General features: G+C 58.6%; 15 protein-coding genes and 1 other RNA gene. 8 read left to right on the top strand and 8 right to left on the bottom strand.

The features are described 5' to 3' along the window. Positions 1-18 precede the first annotated feature (18 nt). Positions 19-1890, top strand: a complete 1872-nt coding sequence (locus PSEUDOMOFG3G_RS01595; RefSeq protein ID WP_139049076.1) for a DUF2075 domain-containing protein — start codon at positions 19-21, stop codon at positions 1888-1890. Between the two features lie 90 nt (positions 1891-1980). Further along, positions 1981-2049: hammerhead ribozyme type II (locus PSEUDOMOFG3G_RS01590), an RNA gene on the top strand. Positions 2050-2452: 403 nt separating this feature from the next. Here the strand turns inward: PSEUDOMOFG3G_RS01590 and PSEUDOMOFG3G_RS01585 are convergent. The 3 genes from PSEUDOMOFG3G_RS01585 to PSEUDOMOFG3G_RS01575 form a co-directional block, all read right to left on the bottom strand. After that, complete coding sequence (locus PSEUDOMOFG3G_RS01585) at positions 2453-2812, bottom strand: DUF6124 family protein (RefSeq protein WP_139049074.1); 360 nt, start codon at positions 2810-2812, stop codon at positions 2453-2455. 592 nt (positions 2813-3404) lie between these two features. Beyond that, positions 3405-4679 (bottom strand): glycoside hydrolase family 68 protein, encoded by a 1275-nt coding sequence (locus PSEUDOMOFG3G_RS01580; RefSeq protein ID WP_139049073.1) that lies wholly within the window; start codon positions 4677-4679, stop codon positions 3405-3407. Positions 4680-5187: 508 nt separating this feature from the next. After that, positions 5188-5646: a GNAT family N-acetyltransferase gene (locus tag PSEUDOMOFG3G_RS01575; protein ID WP_139049072.1), complete on the bottom strand. Its 459-nt coding sequence runs from the start codon at positions 5644-5646 to the stop codon at positions 5188-5190. A gap of 255 nt (positions 5647-5901) precedes the next feature. On the opposite strand from PSEUDOMOFG3G_RS01575, the gene PSEUDOMOFG3G_RS01570 reads away from it, so the two are divergent. From PSEUDOMOFG3G_RS01570 to PSEUDOMOFG3G_RS01545, 6 genes are all read left to right on the top strand, one after another. Beyond that, complete coding sequence (locus tag PSEUDOMOFG3G_RS01570; RefSeq protein WP_107321797.1) at positions 5902-6525, top strand: CDP-alcohol phosphatidyltransferase family protein; 624 nt, start codon at positions 5902-5904, stop codon at positions 6523-6525. Between the two features lie 10 nt (positions 6526-6535). Further along, the gene (locus PSEUDOMOFG3G_RS01565) at positions 6536-8293 is read left to right on the top strand and encodes a bifunctional alpha/beta hydrolase/class I SAM-dependent methyltransferase (protein WP_139049071.1); all 1758 of its coding nucleotides are present in this window, start codon (positions 6536-6538) and stop codon (positions 8291-8293) included. Beyond that, a complete protein-coding gene (locus PSEUDOMOFG3G_RS01560; protein ID WP_139049070.1) occupies positions 8293-9636 on the top strand; it encodes a phosphatase PAP2/dual specificity phosphatase family protein in 1344 nt (447 codons plus the stop codon). The genes PSEUDOMOFG3G_RS01565 and PSEUDOMOFG3G_RS01560 overlap by 1 nt, the downstream gene beginning before the upstream one ends. Next, positions 9626-10081, top strand: coding sequence for a hypothetical protein (locus PSEUDOMOFG3G_RS01555; RefSeq protein WP_139049069.1), 456 nt, complete (start codon positions 9626-9628; stop codon positions 10079-10081). Before PSEUDOMOFG3G_RS01560 ends, PSEUDOMOFG3G_RS01555 begins: the two co-directional genes overlap by 11 nt. A gap of 175 nt (positions 10082-10256) precedes the next feature. Beyond that, positions 10257-10877, top strand: coding sequence for a 1-acyl-sn-glycerol-3-phosphate acyltransferase (locus tag PSEUDOMOFG3G_RS01550; protein WP_139049068.1), 621 nt, complete (start codon positions 10257-10259; stop codon positions 10875-10877). 1 nt (position 10878) lies between these two features. Further along, entirely contained in the window at positions 10879-11811 is a 933-nt protein-coding gene (locus PSEUDOMOFG3G_RS01545; protein ID WP_047229452.1) for a phosphatidate cytidylyltransferase, read from the top strand. 246 nt (positions 11812-12057) lie between these two features. On the opposite strand, the gene PSEUDOMOFG3G_RS01540 is transcribed toward PSEUDOMOFG3G_RS01545, so the two are convergent. The 5 genes from PSEUDOMOFG3G_RS01540 to PSEUDOMOFG3G_RS01520 are packed head-to-tail and all read right to left on the bottom strand — an operon-like array spanning position 12058 to position 16108. Next, positions 12058-13215: a glutathionylspermidine synthase family protein gene (locus PSEUDOMOFG3G_RS01540; RefSeq protein ID WP_047229451.1), complete on the bottom strand. Its 1158-nt coding sequence runs from the start codon at positions 13213-13215 to the stop codon at positions 12058-12060. 12 nt (positions 13216-13227) lie between these two features. Continuing rightward, the gene (locus tag PSEUDOMOFG3G_RS01535; RefSeq protein ID WP_076383471.1) at positions 13228-13947 is read right to left on the bottom strand and encodes a DUF1190 domain-containing protein; all 720 of its coding nucleotides are present in this window, start codon (positions 13945-13947) and stop codon (positions 13228-13230) included. Between the two features lie 18 nt (positions 13948-13965). Beyond that, positions 13966-14394 carry a DUF350 domain-containing protein gene (locus PSEUDOMOFG3G_RS01530; RefSeq protein WP_047229449.1) on the bottom strand — a complete coding sequence of 143 codons (429 nt, stop codon included), beginning with the start codon at positions 14392-14394 and terminating at the stop codon, positions 13966-13968. 15 nt (positions 14395-14409) lie between these two features. After that, positions 14410-15084, bottom strand: coding sequence for a DUF2491 family protein (locus PSEUDOMOFG3G_RS01525; RefSeq protein WP_047229448.1), 675 nt, complete (start codon positions 15082-15084; stop codon positions 14410-14412). Further along, positions 15071-16108 (bottom strand): ion channel, encoded by a 1038-nt coding sequence (locus PSEUDOMOFG3G_RS01520; protein WP_139049067.1) that lies wholly within the window; start codon positions 16106-16108, stop codon positions 15071-15073. Before PSEUDOMOFG3G_RS01520 ends, PSEUDOMOFG3G_RS01525 begins: the two co-directional genes overlap by 14 nt. Positions 16109-16264: the final 156 nt, after the last annotated feature.

Raw genomic sequence — 16264 nt, 5'->3', positions numbered from 1 at the left:
GTGCTCTAAGGATCTCTTGTGATCGTTTACGCTGCGACCAAACAGCAATTCTTAAAAGACAACGATAACGACGACATTGAAGAAGTGATCCTACGACACTTCAAAGAGGCCACCGGCAAGAAGGTAGGCGCGTCGGAGATTAGGTCCTGGCAGGGATCACTGACCTACATGGCCAAGGTGCTTCGAGATGACGACCTACCCAGCGATGCTGGTCTGGCCATTGAGTTGCATATCCCACAGTCCTCGAAACGCATCGATTTTTTGCTCACGGGACGCGATGAGAACCAAGCAAAAAAAGCTGTATTGATCGAACTGAAGCAATGGAGCAAGGCGAGCGCAACCACCAAGGACGCAATTGTCAAAACCGCCTTGGGTGGTGGTCTCGTTGAAACCATTCACCCGTCCTACCAGGTATGGTCGTACGCAGCGCTGTTGGAAGGCTTCAACGAAGCGGTCTATGACAAAAGCATCGAAATTCGCCCCTGTGCCTATCTGCATAACTATGTCAGTGACGGCGTCATCGACTCTGCTCACTACGAAGCCCATACCAGTAAAGCTCCGTTGTTCCTCAAAGGCCCAGAGGAACTGACCAAGCTACGAACCTTCCTGAAAAAACACATCACTTACGGCGATAACAAGGAGGTTCTTTACGAACTCTCCAACGGAAAAATTCGGCCATCCAAAGCGCTAGCCGAGGCGCTGACGGGGCTTATGGATGGCAAACCTGAGTTTGTGTTGATTGACGACCAGAAAGGAGTCTTCGAATCAGCACTCGTTGCGGCGAGTGAAGCGTCCATAGCAGCGCCAAAGGTGCTGATCATTGAGGGCGGTCCGGGGACCGGAAAAACCGTTCTGGCGATCAACTTGCTGGTAAGACTCACCGCGTTAAAGCTGCTGAGCAAATACGTCTCTAAGAACGCAGCGCCACGCAAGGTGTATGAAAGCAAGCTCGTTGGTACGATCAAACGCAGCCATTTTTCCAATTTCTTTTCTGGCTCGGGTGCGTTTATCGAAACTGAGCCCAACACGTTCGACGCACTCATCGTTGACGAAGCTCACCGACTCAATGAAAAAAGCGGTCTGTATGGAAACCTGGGCGAAAACCAAATCAAGGAACTGATCAACTCTTCGAAATGCTCGATTTTCTTCATCGACGAAGATCAACGCGTGACCTTGAGCGACATCGGTAACAAGCAGGCGATTCGTACCTTTGCGAAATCCAAAGGCGCAACCGTGGAGGAATACACACTGTCCTCTCAGTTCCGTTGCAGCGGTTCTGATGGTTATCTAGCGTGGTTGGATGACGTATTGGCTATTCGACCGACCGCCAATCCGCTACTCGATACTAGCGAGTACGAGTTCAAGGTGTTCAACACCCCGCAGGCAATGCATGCGGCCATTGAGCAGAAAAACCATGGAAACAAAGCTCGCGTAGTCGCGGGTTACTGCTGGCCTTGGCTCAGCAAAAAAGATCCCCAGGCCTCGGATATCGAGATCGGCGATGACTACGCACGCCAATGGAATCTGGATCAGGATGGCAGCCTATGGATCATCGCGGAAAACTCCATCGAGCAGGTTGGTTGTATCCACACCTGCCAAGGACTGGAAGTCGACTATATAGGAGTGATCATTGGACCGGATTTGATCGTCCGTGACGGGAAAGTGCTGACATCGCCGCACAAACGTGACAAGCACGACAAATCGATTCGTGGTTGGAAAAAACTGATGAAAGAGCAGCCCGATTTCGCCCAGAAGGAAACGGATCTGATCATCAAAAACACGTATCGGACACTGATGACCCGTGGAATGAAAGGATGCTACCTGTACTGTACTGATCAGGAAACGGCACAGTACTTTGAGAGTCGGCTTGCCAAGTACAGCAACGACTGACGATCTGAGTCAAGGCATCAGACCTAAGTTACCAACAGCGGATCACGGCACCGTAATAGACCAAGTCTGCTGGGCTGGTTAACATTGGCGCGCCGAAACGCACTCCAGCAGGTGCGTCTCTCAGAGGTGGCCTCCTGAGACTGATGATGGCGGGCGTTGTTCTAGGAGTTATAGGTCCTACGGGCTTCATTGCAGGTTTTGTAATTTCAGAAATCATCTCCCACCTATCAAATCTCAAAATGGAGGATTTTCATATGGTCAAGAAGGTAATACACGAGGTAATGGCATACGTAAAACGCTTCACGAGCCGCGTCATCGCGTCTCTGGAGGCCCTCCTCCCTTCCAGGCGAAGCCTGCTGAAGAGCTTGTGAAATTCAAGCGAAAAGGAATCTGAGAAATCGCTTTATCGGGTAACGGTACCCAACCGAATTTGACATGGCGAAGGCCAACAGAGTGCGGCCCTGCACAATTCTGAGAGCTCATCGTTCCGGCTCTCGGGCACAAAAAAAGGCCTTGCCATGCAAGACCTTTTTTTCACACCCGGGGTAAGCGCGGCCCCTTGTTACCTCACCTCAACAATATCCAAAGCCCGATTCGCCAACAGTTCACTCACCTCAATCACCTGCAAAATCCCCATCGCAACGCGCCGTCGCGAACCCTCAAGATCAAACGCCAAATCACTGATCATGGCATTCGCCGAAGCCAGGTTCTCACTGAGATTGGCAAGCAGACATTCTGAATCAACATCCGGCGCAATACGGAAGATGGTGTTGGTCTTGTCAGACGTTTCCTTCTCAGGCGCAGGGTTCAGATAGAAATCCAACGCCCGATTGGCAGCATCATCAAGTTTCTTGTTACGAGCCGACTGAGCGCGAGACACATGCTCATTGGCAGTCGGAGGGTTCGGTGTAATTTTGACCATAGCCTTAACTCTCTTTGGTGAGGCCACGACCCTCTCGCTGCTAAACGAGTGGGTGGCAGCTGTACGCGGGTTAGCAGACCGACGAGTTAAGAAATCGGCGCGCCCGGGGGCGCCCCACGCACAGCCACCATCAAGTGCAGGGATGGGGATACCTGACTGATGAAGCTTGATGCGACTCAACTCGACGGGCTGCTAAACCCGGTCACTGATGGGCAGTGACAGGATCAAAACTACCGACGCGGCCAAGGACGCACAAGCCGGCGGATTCTGGCGTAGTTGTAGGCAATGGCGCAAGGCGATGTCGGTCGTGGCTAGTCTCGTGGAGTCACGATAAACAGCTGGCCGGAATGTTGCTGATGCACCGCTATCGCGAGCAAGCTCGCTCCCACAGAGGAGCTTGTGTACATACGTCGCAGGGGAATGCATTCGCAACCGGCTGCATCCTTGCAGCCAGTCGCGAAGAGGGTTACGACTCGTTATTCAATGGGGCTTGCGAGCAACATCGCAATGCATCAGGCGGGATATCTCGATCATATCCACCACGGTTGTGACATCGACCTCAAACCCGCTGCCTGCCCCCCCTGCGTCGCTATTACTTGAGCGTGACGTCGAGCATCGGCGGGATGTAACCGTAGTCGTACTCGGCCACCACGAAGGTCTGCTGCCCTTTTATTTTCATGCCCACCGTGGGTGCCTCAGTGCCACCGACACGAATCTGCGTGCCGGTTTCGTCGGTCGGTACGCTGTCGATGAAGGAGGTCACCAGGCCGTTTGGCATCACATAGTGCGAGTAGGTCTGGAATGGCTGGGAGGACGGGTTGCCCAGCACCAAGCCGGAACCGTTCAGCGGCACGTAAGGGCCGAAGAGCGAGTCCGCGACGAAACCGTACACGCCGTCCGGCCCGGTCACGCCGTCGGCGTAGGTGAAGGTATGGCTGATCGTGAACAGGTAGTACTTGCCATCCTGGAACACGAAGTGCGGGCGCTCGGTCTGGTCGTTTACCCCGACGGCGGTCAGCAGTGGCGGCAACATTTCCCAGTCGTCACCGTCGGCGTCGCGGGCTACGGCGATGCCAACGCAGGCGGTCTGGTAGCGCGAGTTGCCGACATCTTCATAACCCGGCGGCACATCGCCGATTTCTGCCTCTCCCACTTTGTGCGAGCCGCGCTCACCGGCCACGTTGCCCTCGAACAGCATGTACAGCTTGCCGTCTTTCGGGTCGCGGAATGGCCATGGGTCGCGGAAACCCCAGAAAGCGTTTTGTGCTTCGGTCTGATACATATTGCCGTCGGCCTCGAACAGCGGCTTGACCTTCTCGAAGCCGACCATGCTGACACCGTGTTCAGTGGTCACCACCCGACCACGCACCTTGACGATGGTCGCGCCTGGAGTGACGGCGGTGTAATACAGATCCACTTCACCGCGGTCGTTCAGCAGGATCGGCGTACCGGCCCATTCGCGAGCGGTCGGCGAAACGCCTTCGGCCATCACACGGCCACCGAATTCCCAGTTCTTGCCGGTACGCGAAAACCAGTAGTACATCTTTGCCCGACCGTGACGATCGTTCCAATCACGGAGGATGTCGTAGTTACCGTCCTCGTCGAGGTACTGCGGGTCGTTTGGATGACGATCGGCCGTCAGCGTGAAGATCACCGACCAGCCATCGACGGACGTCACGTTACCGTCCAAGTCGCGCAGGGGCATGGTGTCCCAGATAAACACGTCGTTGTTCAGTACCGGGAAATCCGCGCTGACCAGCGGCTGAGTGGTGGTGGGATCATCCGCCCGGACTTTCAACGCATCAGCGCGGGTCCAAAGGCTGGGTTGATGGGGTGTTACACCGAATTTTTCAGTGTTGGTTTTCATAAGGTAGTGCCTCGTCCATGAATGGATTCAAATAAATGACGCTTTAGAAATACTGTATGCGCATACAGTGAAACTACCTTATAGAGGCTCACCCATTCGGGTCAAGCAAAAAATGCATTTGTGCATATTTTGGTTTTTTCTTGTAGCTGATACGTTTCAGCCATGAACGTTTGCAGAAGTTAGTTCCAGGGGAGATCGGCGACGTTGCCTGCACGCTCGGTGCTTTGAATTGCTGATTGGTGGAAGGCGCGCGTAACTGCGCAATGGGAGGCAATGCATGGAGGGAGCGGATCGCCGTGATCTGCTCGCGAGGTGGTGAATCAGTGGCGCTGAGGTTGACTGGTGTATCGCTATCGCGAGCAGGCTCGCTCCCACAGGGGGTGTGCGAAAGGACTGCTATGGCGGTGGGTCAGATTCTTGATGGGTGTTGGGGTTGTGTCGGGGGGTTGCCGATGCCCAGGATCCGCGTAGGAACAATCGACTCGCCGGTGTGCGGTCCCGGCGGTGGTTACAGCTGCCGCGACATCAGCCATTGCTCTTTCCCCCATGCCTCAAAGCGCTCCAGCACTTCCCAGCCAAGCCCGGTGTAGTAGTCGCGCTGGTTGTGAGTGTGCAAGTACAAGGTGGTGAATCCCGCTTCTCTGGCATGGTTGCAGATGCCTTCGATCAGTTGCGCGGCAAGGCCTCTGCGGCGGGCGGTTGGGGTGATGAAGACGCATGCCAGCCATGGGCCGAGTTCTGGTCGGTCGGGCAGGTCGTCGCTGGCCAGTGAGACGCCGCCTAGCAACTGGTCTTGCTCCGTGGCGATCAGGCATTTCCAGTGTCCATCACGTTGGCCCGCAGCGAACTCTTGCTGCCAACTGGCGAGGGCTTGCTGGGCGAATTCATAGCTGAATTCCTGGTGAAGCCACTCGGCCATCTGGTCGCATTTGTCCATGTGGTTTTCGAGCCAATCCATTTGCGGCATTTGGAGCGTTCCTTATGTTTGGGACAACAGGGTGTTGACCTGTTTGGCTGATGAACCGCTATCGCGAGCAAGCTATGCTCCCACAGAGGCTTGTGGCAAGCCCGCTCCTACAGGGGTTCTTTATTCACCGGTGAATTCGTTGCCAGATGCCTACCCGCGCGCATTCTCGAGAATTACCCCTCCAGCCAAACCCCAACTATCGTAATCTCGCAGCTGAACAAGCCCAGCCCTGCAACCGGCCGAGATTTCATTCCCATGCCCTCCATCTACCAGCTCAAACCCGCCTTCCAGAACCTGCTGCGCCCCATGGTCCAGCGCCTTTACGACAAGGGCATCACCGCCAATCAGGTCACCCTGCTCGCCGGCGTTGTCTCTGTGTTGGTGGGGGCCGTGGTGGCGTGGTTCGCCAATCATCCGGGGGTGTTTATCCTGGTGCCGATCTGGATGCTTCTGCGCATGGCGTTGAACGCGGTGGATGGCATGTTGGCGCGGGAGTTCGGGCAGCAATCCCATCTGGGCGCCTACCTCAATGAGCTATGCGATATCATCGCCGACGCTGCCTTGATCCTGCCTTTTGCCCTGTTTGCCGACGCCAGTCTGTTGCTGGTGTTGTTGGTCACGCTGTTGGCGTTGTTCAGCGAATACGCCGGTGTGCTGGGGGCGATGGTCGGGGCTTCGCGGCGCTATGACGGGCCGATGGGCAAGAGTGATCGCGCCTTTGTGTTGGGCGTGCTGGCGACCGGGATTGCCCTGGGTTGGCTCGGGACACTCTGGGTTGATGGTGTGATGGCGGTGGTAGCCGCCCTGCTGGTTTATACCTTGGTCAATCGGGTGCGTCATGGCCTGAATCAAGTGACGGAAAACGCTCCCTCAGCATAAGGAAGTTGCAATGCGCGAAGCCCAGGAACTGACGTTTACCACCTTTGACGGCGTGGATTTGTTTTACCGGCATTGGCCGGCCGTCGATGCGGCGCCGGGTGAGCCTCGTCAGGCGGTGTTGTTGTTTCATCGGGGTCATGAACACTCCGGGCGCATTGCGCATCTGGTGGATGAGCTGGATTTGCCCGGGTTCGACTTCTTTGCCTGGGATGCACGGGGTCATGGCCAGTCGCCGGGCGCGCGCGGCGACAGTCCGAGTTTTGCCACCAGTGCGCGGGATGTGCAGACGTTTTGCGATCACATCGGCGCAACGCATCAGATCGACGAGCAGAACATCGCCGTGGTGGCGCAGAGTGTCGGGGCGGTGATTGCGTCGACCTGGGTTCACGATTACGCGCCGCGCATTCGCTCGCTAGTGCTGGCGTCGCCGGCGTTCAAGGTCAAGCTTTACGTGCCTTTCGCTCGTCCGGGCCTGGCGCTGATGCGTCGGTTTCGCGGCAACTTTTTCGTCAACAGTTACGTCAAGGCGAAATTCCTCAGCCATGACCCGGAGCGGGTGGCGTCCTACGACAGCGATCCGCTGATCACCAAAGCGATTTCAGTGAACGTGCTGCTGGGTCTGTACGAAGCCGCCGACCGCGTGGTGGCCGATGCCCAGGCCATTCAGGTGCCAACGCAGTTGTTGATCTCAGGTTCCGACTTTGTGGTGCAGCGCAAACCTCAGGAGCAGTTCTTCGAGCGGCTGGGCAGTGTGAACAAGGAGAAACACATTCTGCCGGGGTTCTTCCACGACACCCTCGGCGAGAAGAACCGTGCGCCGGCCATTGCCAGTGCCCGTCGGTTCATTCTGCAAAACTTTGCCCGCCCGCTGGACCGCCCTTCCCTGCTGGACGCTGATCGCCTGGGCGCGACCTGCGCCGAGTCCGAAGCCTTGGCGACGCCGCTGCCGCACAATTCGTTGCGCGACCTGTACTGGCGCATGACCCGCGCCAGCATGCGCTTTGGCAGCAAGTTGTCGGCTGGGGTGAAGTTGGGTTTCGACACCGGCTTCGATTCCGGTAGCACGCTGGATTACGTTTACCGCAATCGCCCCACCGGCACCTCGGCCGTGGGGCGGATGATTGACCAGAATTACCTGAACTCCATCGGCTGGCGCGGGATTCGTCAGCGCAAGTTACACGTCGAGGAACTGCTGCGTTTGGCCATGGGCAGGTTGCGCGAGCAGGACCGCGAAGTGCGCATTGTCGACATCGCCGCGGGTCATGGCCGTTACATTCTCGAAGCGCTGCAAGGCGTCAGTCCGTTGCCGGAGTCGATCCTGCTGCGCGACTACAGCGACATCAACGTGCGGGACGGCAGTGCGCTGATTCTTGAGAAGGGCTTGGGCGATATCGCTCGGTTCGTCAAAGGTGATGCCTTTGATCGCTCGGATCTGGCGGCGCTGGAGCCCAAACCGACGCTCGCGGTGGTGTCCGGCTTGTATGAGTTGTTTGCCGATAATCAGATGGTCGGTGACTCCCTCGCCGGCCTGGCCGAAGCGGTGGAGCCTGGCGGGTTCCTGGTCTACACCGGGCAGCCTTGGCACCCGCAACTGGAACTGATCGCCCGCGCCCTCACCAGCCACCGCGCCGGGCAGGCCTGGGTAATGCGCCGCCGCACGCAGGCGGAGATGGATCAACTGGTGGAGGCGGCGGGTTTCCGCAAGATCACTTTGCGGGTCGATGAGTGGGGCATCTTCAGCGTTTCGTTGGCTCAGCGAGTGCAGTGATGAGCGCCGTCATCGCCCCAGCCCGCGAGCCCGGCCTGCTGAAACCGGCGGTGCTGTGGTTGCTGTTGTTGGCGCCGTTGTTTTTCAGCACCTATGGCTTCGCCACTTGGGTGACGTCTCAGCGGGACGACGTGGGCAGTTTGGTGTTTGGTTGGGAAAGCTACATGCCGTTCATGGCCTGGACCATCGTGCCCTATTGGTCGATTGATCTGCTGTACGGCCTGTCGTTGCTGTTGCCCAACAGCCGCGAAGAACTCAAACGCCACGCCTTGCGTCTGCTCACGGCCCAGGCGATTGCGGTCAGTTGTTTTCTGATCTGGCCGTTGCGCTTCACCTTCGCCCGGCCGGAAATGGATGGGGTGTTCGGTTGGCTGTTCGACGTGCTGGCCGGGTTCGACAAGCCGTTCAATCAGGCGCCGTCGCTGCACATCGCGTTGTTGGTGGTGCTGTGGGTGTGTTATCAGCGGCACCTGCAAGGGCTCTGGCGTTGGCTGATGCACGGTTGGTTCGCGCTGATTGGCGTGTCGGTGCTGACCACGTACCAACATCACTTTATTGACCTACCCACAGGTGCGTTGGCCGGGTGGTTGTGTGTCTGGTTGTGGCCGCTGGATCGGCCCAGCCCGTTGGAAAGTGCGCGCGTGACCGCGGACCCGGCTCGTCTGCGATTGGCTTTGCGCTATGGTTTAGGGGCTGCGGCGTTTTTTGTTCCGGCGTTTGCCTTGGGTGGCGCGTGGCTCTGGTTGATCTGGCCGGCGGTGGCGGTGCTGGGGGTGGCGCTGAATTACCTGGTGTTCGGTGCCGATGGCTTTCAGAAGCGCGCGGATGGTCGATTGAGCCCGGCGGTGCGCTGGCTGTTGGCGCCTTATCTGGCGGCGGCGTGGATCAACTCCCGATGGTGGACGCGCAAGCATCCGCAGGCCGATCAGGTGGCCGATAACGTCTGGCTGGGGCGCATTCCCACGCCGATGGAATTGAAGGACAGTGCGTTTACCGGCGTGCTCGACCTTTGCGCCGAAATGTCCATGGACAGCACCGGCATCGCCTATCGCGCATTGCCGGTGCTTGACCTGACCGCGCCCAGTGCCGAGCAGTGCCTGGAAGCTGCACGGATGATCGAGAGCCTGCGTCAGCATGGGCCGCTGCTGGTCTGCTGCGCCCTGGGTTATTCGCGCAGCGCCAGCGCCGTGGCCGCGTGGTTGTTGCACACTGGCCGGGCCGCCAGCGTCGATGCGGCCATCGTCCAAATCCAGCGGGCCCGCCCGCAGGTTGTTTTGCATCCGGCGCACCGTCGGGCGCTGGAACGGTTATCCACAAGCACGAGGAATGACCATGATCAGTGATATGGAACTCCACACGGTGGCGAGCCTGTTGCGCCGAGGTCACTCGCTGGATCAGCTTTCCACGGGGCTGACCCTGTTGGCGGCGCTGCTGGGGCTGGCTCAATTTTTGGTCGGTAGCGTCAATCCGTGGCTACTGCTCTTTAGCGTCGTGATATTCCTGCTTGGCGTGCTGCAAAAGTACTGGGCGCAGCGCGTGGCGTTTGATGCCGACCTGTTCCAGCGCATGGCGGACAGCACCCAATCGCTGGCCGAACGAACCTATACATTGGATCAAGCCCTCACCGCCCTCGGCCTGCAACCGGTCGAACGCAGCGGTCGCCTCTGGACCGAGCGCCGACATGGCGCGTTGTTGCTGCTGCGCCGCCAGTCGTTGTTGCTGGCCACACAAGTTGTCTTGACGCTGGGCTTGATCCTGGCCAGTCCTTGGTTAGCTTCAGGTATCTAGATAGCTTTTGTGGCGAGGGAGCTTGCTCCCGCTGGGCTGCGAAGCAGCCCCAAAACCAAGCACTGCGGTGTATCAGATTGATTGTGTTCAGCCTCTTGGGGGCTGCTGCGCAGCCCAGCGGGAGCAAGCTCCCTCGCCACAGTTACGCTTATGTTTCTCAGGACAAGGAATCCTCATGTTCGAACCCGTGGTCGCCAGCCTCATCACCTCCGCCGCCCGCATGGTCACGGGCGCTCGCAGCCTGTGGCTCGGTTGCGCGCCGCAACCGGTGCAGCGGATCTACTTCGCCAATCACAGCAGCCACGGCGACTTCGTGCTGCTGTGGGCCTCGTTGCCGCCGGCGCTGCGCAAGCTTACCCGGCCGGTGGCGGGCGCCGATTATTGGCAGACCAGCCCGCTGCGACGCTACATCATCAACCGGGTGTTCAACGGCGTACTGGTGGACCGCGAGCGCAAGGAACCTTCGTACAACCCTTTGCAGCCGATGCTCGATGCCCTGGAAAACGGCGACTCGCTGATCATCTTCCCCGAGGGCACGCGCAACCCGGAGGACGGCCTGCTGCCGTTCAAGAGCGGGATCTATCACTTGATGAAAAGCCACCCCGAGGTCGAGGTGATTCCGGTGTGGATCGCCAACCTCAACCGCGTCATGCCCAAGGGTCGGGTACTGCCGTTGCCGCTGTTGTGCACCACCAGTTTCGGCGCGCCGCTGTGCATCGAAGAAGATGAAGGCAAAGAGCAATTTCTTGAACGCAGCCGGGCCGCGCTGCTGGCACTGGCCCCGGAGCACGTCTGACATGGATAGACATACCCTGATGCTGTTTAGCGGGATCGGCGCAATTCTGCTGCTGGCCTCTGTGATTGGTTTCATCCTCAAACTGCGGACAAAAGGCGCGCCGAATTCGGTCATCGATAACCTCAACGCGCGGATCAACGCCTGGTGGGTGATGGTGCTGGTGATCGGCACCGCGTTCTGGCTGGGCAACGCGGCGGTCATCCTGTTGTTCTACGCCGTGTCGTTTTACGCCCTGCGGGAGTTCCTGACCCTGACACCGACCCGACGCAGCGACTACCCGGCCTTGGTGGCGGCGTTTTACCTGGCGCTGCCGCTGCAATACCTGCTGATTTATTTTGATTGGTACGGGCTGTTTTCGATCTTTATCCCGGTGTACGTGTTCCTGCTGCTGCCGATCCTGGCGTCCCTGGGCGGCGACAGCACGCACTTTCTGGAGCGCGCTTCCAAGGTCCAGTGGGGGCTGATGATCGCGGTGTTCTGCATCTCGTTTGTGCCGGCGCTGCTGACGTTGGACATCGCCGGTTTCGAAGGGCGCAACCTGTTGCTGATCGCTTACCTGGTGATCGTGGTGCAGCTGTCGGATGTGCTGCAGTACGTGTGCGGCAAGTTGTTCGGCAAACACAAGATCGCCCCGAACCTGTCGCCGTCGAAAACCGTCGAGGGTTTTGTCGGCGGCATTCTGCTGGCTTCGCTGATCGGTGGCGCGCTGTGGTGGATCACGCCGTTCAATCCCTGGCAGTCATTCCTCATTGCCTTGCTGATCAACCTGCTGGGGTTTGCCGGTGGGATTGTCATGTCGGCGATCAAGCGTGACCGTGGCGTCAAGGATTGGGGGCACATGATCGAAGGCCACGGCGGCATGCTGGATCGGCTGGATTCGGTGTGCTTCGCCGCGCCGATCTTCTTTCATTTGGTGCGGTACTGGTGGACCTGAAAAAATCTGTGGTGAACACCTGACCTGTGGGAGCGAGCCTGCTCGCGATAGCGGAAAGTCAGTCGACATTGATGTTGGCTGATCCACCGCCATCGCGAGCAGGCTCGCTCCCACATGGGTTCAGCGCCTAGCCCACTGACACACCGCCCTTGTGGCGAGGGAGCTTGCTCCCGCTGGGCTGCGAAGCAGCCCCAAAAACAAGCACCGCAGACTGTCAGGCTGATTGAATTGGCTGCTCGGGAGCAATCAGTCGAGAATCAAATGCGGCAGAAACCGGCTCGAATCCTTGGTGATCAAGCTGTTGTCTTCCCGCACGCCAATGCCGGCGGCCTGGTCGCCAATGACCCAGGAGCCGATCAATGTGTAGCTGTCGCCAAACTTCGGCAGCGGGGCGAATTCCTGGAGGATGAAGGGGGCGTCGGTGTAGGGGCCGTCTTCTTTGACGATCAGGCCATCAGCGGTTTGCAGCTCGATGTTGGCGCCTTCCCGGGAAAAGAAAGGTTTGCGTACCCAGCCCTTGGGTACGGCTTTGCTCGAGTCAGTGTCGAGATGGGCTGCGAGCAGGTTCGGGTGACCTTTGTTGAATTCCCACAGCAACGGCAGGATGCCTTTGTTGGAGATGATCGATTTCCAGGCCGGCTCGAAAAACTGCGTGTCGCTCTGGGCAATCGCCGCACCAAAAGGCTCGTGGAAGATGAACTCCCAGGCATGCAGCTTGAACAGGTGAGGGATCCAGCGATCTTCCAGATCGACGAAACGGCCTTCGCCTGTAAGGCCGATGTCCTCGATATCGATGTGCCGCGATTCGATGCCGACTTTTTCCGCGATCAGCCGTAAGTAGTCGGTGGTGCCCTTGTCTTCGATCGAGTCTTTCATCGACGCAAAGTAAAAAGGCTGCTTGAGTTGCAGTTGGGCAAAGACCTGATGCAGCTTGGTGTCGATGCTGTTGAACTGGTCGGCATGCCCAGGCAACAGTCCGCGCTCGATGCATTGCTCCAACCAGCCCCACTGAAACGCCGACGCCTCATACAGGCTGGTCGGCGTGTCGTAGTTCAGTTCCAGCAGCTTGGCGGGGCCGCTGCCGTTGTAGGAGAAGTCCATGCGCCCATACAGGTGCGGATGCCCTTCGAGCCATGAGGTGCGAACCATGTCGAAGAACGGCGCGGGAATGCTCAGGCGCTCCAGCAGCTCCTCGCTCTGAACCACCCGGGCCACCAGGTCCATGCACATCTCATGGATCTCGGTGGTCGGGTCTTCCAGATCGTCTTCGATCTGCTTGAGCGTGAACTGGTAGTACGCGCTCTCGTCCCAATAGGGTTCGTCGTCGATGGTGTGGAACAGAAAGCCGAGACTCTCGGCGGTCTGTTTCCAGTCATGACGTTCGGCGCAATGGACTTTCTTCATGACGCGCGTTCCTTAACTGCTCGATCGCCCGGAGCTGCTCGAGCCGCCCCAACCGCTGCGGGCGCTGGCTTTGCTGCCGAAACCGCCACGGGAGGTGGAGGAAGCAACAGAGATCGGCTTGCTGGCGGAGCGAACTGTGTCGGTGTAGTTGCCATACCTCGCCTGATTGGACTTGGTAAAGGTCGAGCCTTTGGAAATCCGCTGGGCGAGCGTTGAGGACGCGTAGTTGCCGCGATCATCGCGATAGCGGTAGACCGGTTGGGAGTAGTAGCTGTTGCGGTTGCTGCTCAACATGTTGCCGATCAGCAGCCCGGTCAGCAGGCTGGTGCCGGAGAACCCTGAGCCTTGCGCGTTGGCTTCGGAGGCCGGCAGTTGCGCCTTGGCCGCGTCCACCTGGGCTTGGGTGACCTGGCCATCGGCGGTCAGTTCGAAACCACCCAGCCTGGGGATGAACTGACCGGTGGAATCCTGTTGGCACCAATCGGCAACAAAGTCGGCATCGCAATCGGCCTGGTTGCTGTACGTCGGTGCGATGCGGCGATGCTCGGCCATGGCGGTCATGTAGGCGTCGGAGCACACGTCTACCGGGAGTTTTTCATCGGCACATTGCTGCACGGACTGGAAGTTGTACTTCTTCTGTACCGGGTAGGTTTTTTCCGTCGGGCCGCAGCCTGATATCGCCATGGCGACCGACGCGGCCAGCGAGAGCTGAACGTACTTGCTTCGTTTCATGGGATCTCCGTGGCGCAATCAGTTCTGGGAAGGCGTCATGCACGCGGCGTTCAACATGCCGACGCTGATGGCCACTGCCGCGATATAAATACCCGCGGCGAGCTCACCCTTTTTAATGCGTTCAGAGGCGCCTTTGAGCACCAGGCTGGTCACCAGGAACGCCAGCAGTTGCACGAACGCTGCGATCACGGCCCAGACGACGAAGTCCAGAATGCTGACGGAATAGGCAATCACATTGCTGGCCGGAATGGCGAAACCGATGATGGCGCCGCCCAGCGCGATGGCGGCGGCCACGTTGCCCGAACGGATCAGTTCGAATTCCTTGTGCGGCGTGATCCGGGTGTAGATGAACTGGTACAGCGCGAACAGCACGGCCGCACCGAGGATGTACAACACAAACCCGAGCACGGCGGCTTTGTTCAGGGAAATCGAGAGCGCTTCAAGCATGGACTTCTTCCTTTTTTAAAAAGTGTTCAGGTCAGTGGTGTACAGCGAAATGCCCAGCGACGTGCTCAAGCTGATGGTGCCTTCGGCATCTTCTTCGACGGAAAACAGCAGGAATTCCCGGCGATCGGTCAGGCCGGTTTCGCGGGCATACAGCATTGAGCGGTGCTCGACGCTGTAGGACTCATCCGGATTGCTCACGCGCTCGCTCAACGCCACCAGTTCTGTCTGACCTTCCTCGGTGCCCCACTCGCGGCTGTACTCGACACCGTCGTGGTTGTAGGTCGGCAGGCCGATCAGGCTTTCGGGCCCGGCCAGCCGTCGCAACTCCGCTTCGCTGTTGAGGGTGACGTAACTGAGGTAATTGAACAGGATCACCGACTCGACCTGCCCGGCGACATCGCCGCTGGTGTGCACTTGCAACCAGTAGTCCTCGTCGTTCATGTAACAGCGCGTCAGCCAGTTCGATTGCCCAAGGTCGACGATGCCGGTGCTCCAGATCTGCTGGGCATCCGGGATGACCACGCCGGTGTTGCCGTCGAGCAACAATTTCAACGTGCTATCGAACCTGAGTTCTTTGCCAGATGCCAGGCCCAGCGGCCCGACGGAGGCCGGGATTGGGTTGGCGACCCATTTGGAGTCCTTGCCCGAGTTCGGCGCCTCCATGCCCATCAACCGTTTAAACCAGCCCATTGGAGATTTCCTTGAGACGCGCGGAGGCGATATAGAAGAGGTCGCCGCCGCCCCCGACGCGCGTGTCGCAGGGCGGGTTGATCGACGGGTGCCGGGCGCCTTTGGCGCGGTAGCCGATGAGAATGGCGTTGTGGTGTTCTTTCATCTGCACATACAGATCGCCGAACGCGGCATCAAACGCTTCGGGCAGTTTCATCAGGTACTGAGTGGCGCCCTCGCCCACGCAAAGCAATTCATTGATGACCACTGACGAACCCGGATCCTGTGAAGCCCGCACCAACATCTCGATGGCCATGCTCGAGGTGCATTCCAGGCTGGGCGCGTAGGCGCTGGCAAGGGCGGCCACTTCACTGTCATTGAAATGGGCGACCACATGCCCGACCGGGTTCAATTGATTGACCGCCAGCACGGTGGACAGGGTCAGGTCGTCTGAGGGGGTGCGCACCAGGACGCGTTCGGCGCCCGGCACACCGGCGCGCTGCAAAAGTGCGACAGAGGACAGGCTTTCACCTTTGATAAAGGTCGTCTTGCCGGGCATGGGGTTTTCTTCAAGCACGCAATCGCAGATGACAATCAGGTTGTCATTGGACGTCTCGTCCTGCAGGAGCAGCTCGATGACCCGTTCGCTGGAGGCGCCCTCCCAGCCGATGAGAACGGTGTGGCCGGTCTTGCCGGTGAAATCGCCTTTGCCCTTCATGCCTTTTCTCCATACATCAATGACGCTGCTGGTGGTTTTGCCGATGACCGTCGTCAACAGGGCAATGCCCCCGAGCATGATCCAAGTTGCCACGAAAATTCGCCCGGCGGATGTCTGTGGCAACAGATCGCCATAGCCGACGGTGAGCGTGGTGGTGAGATAGAAGTAGATAAACGTGGCGGCAGCGATGAGGTGCTGTTCGCCCAGAAGCACCAGGCCGATCCAGGCGATGGACAGGTGTACGCCCAACGCAATGGCCAGGCCCGCCCAGCCGAACCGATGGAAGAAGGACGAGGCGTAGGTTCGCAGCAAAAGGAAAATCGACATTTCGTCCCTGACTCCGTGGGTTCATTCCTGGCGACGTCATCGCACGGGCAGCGGAGTGCTCAAGTGCGGTCACGGGGCAGCATTAAACCTGCTGCGCGGCGTGGATAGAAGAGCTTTGGTGACAATAAATCCGGGAATTTTCAGGAAAACAGGACT

The organism is Pseudomonas sp. FG-3G (genome assembly GCF_901007645.1).
GTDB classification, from domain to species: domain Bacteria; phylum Pseudomonadota; class Gammaproteobacteria; order Pseudomonadales; family Pseudomonadaceae; genus Aquipseudomonas; species Aquipseudomonas rhizophila.
This window is presented reverse-complemented; position numbering and strand designations above follow the sequence as displayed.

Coding starts and splice junctions, on each gene's coding strand:
- PSEUDOMOFG3G_RS01545 (WP_047229452.1), top strand. CDS start 10,879: ATGGATAGACATACCCTGATGCTGTTTAGCGGGATCGGCGCAATTCTG.
- PSEUDOMOFG3G_RS01580 (WP_139049073.1), bottom strand. CDS start 4,679: ATGAAAACCAACACTGAAAAATTCGGTGTAACACCCCATCAACCCAGC.
- PSEUDOMOFG3G_RS01570 (WP_107321797.1), top strand. CDS start 5,902: ATGCCCTCCATCTACCAGCTCAAACCCGCCTTCCAGAACCTGCTGCGC.
- PSEUDOMOFG3G_RS01585 (WP_139049074.1), bottom strand. CDS start 2,812: ATGGTCAAAATTACACCGAACCCTCCGACTGCCAATGAGCATGTGTCT.
- PSEUDOMOFG3G_RS01525 (WP_047229448.1), bottom strand. CDS start 15,084: ATGGGCTGGTTTAAACGGTTGATGGGCATGGAGGCGCCGAACTCGGGC.
- PSEUDOMOFG3G_RS01575 (WP_139049072.1), bottom strand. CDS start 5,646: ATGCCGCAAATGGATTGGCTCGAAAACCACATGGACAAATGCGACCAG.
- PSEUDOMOFG3G_RS01535 (WP_076383471.1), bottom strand. CDS start 13,947: ATGAAACGAAGCAAGTACGTTCAGCTCTCGCTGGCCGCGTCGGTCGCC.
- PSEUDOMOFG3G_RS01565 (WP_139049071.1), top strand. CDS start 6,536: ATGCGCGAAGCCCAGGAACTGACGTTTACCACCTTTGACGGCGTGGAT.
- PSEUDOMOFG3G_RS01555 (WP_139049069.1), top strand. CDS start 9,626: ATGATCAGTGATATGGAACTCCACACGGTGGCGAGCCTGTTGCGCCGA.
- PSEUDOMOFG3G_RS01540 (WP_047229451.1), bottom strand. CDS start 13,215: ATGAAGAAAGTCCATTGCGCCGAACGTCATGACTGGAAACAGACCGCC.
- PSEUDOMOFG3G_RS01530 (WP_047229449.1), bottom strand. CDS start 14,394: ATGCTTGAAGCGCTCTCGATTTCCCTGAACAAAGCCGCCGTGCTCGGG.
- PSEUDOMOFG3G_RS01560 (WP_139049070.1), top strand. CDS start 8,293: ATGAGCGCCGTCATCGCCCCAGCCCGCGAGCCCGGCCTGCTGAAACCG.
- PSEUDOMOFG3G_RS01520 (WP_139049067.1), bottom strand. CDS start 16,108: ATGTCGATTTTCCTTTTGCTGCGAACCTACGCCTCGTCCTTCTTCCAT.
- PSEUDOMOFG3G_RS01550 (WP_139049068.1), top strand. CDS start 10,257: ATGTTCGAACCCGTGGTCGCCAGCCTCATCACCTCCGCCGCCCGCATG.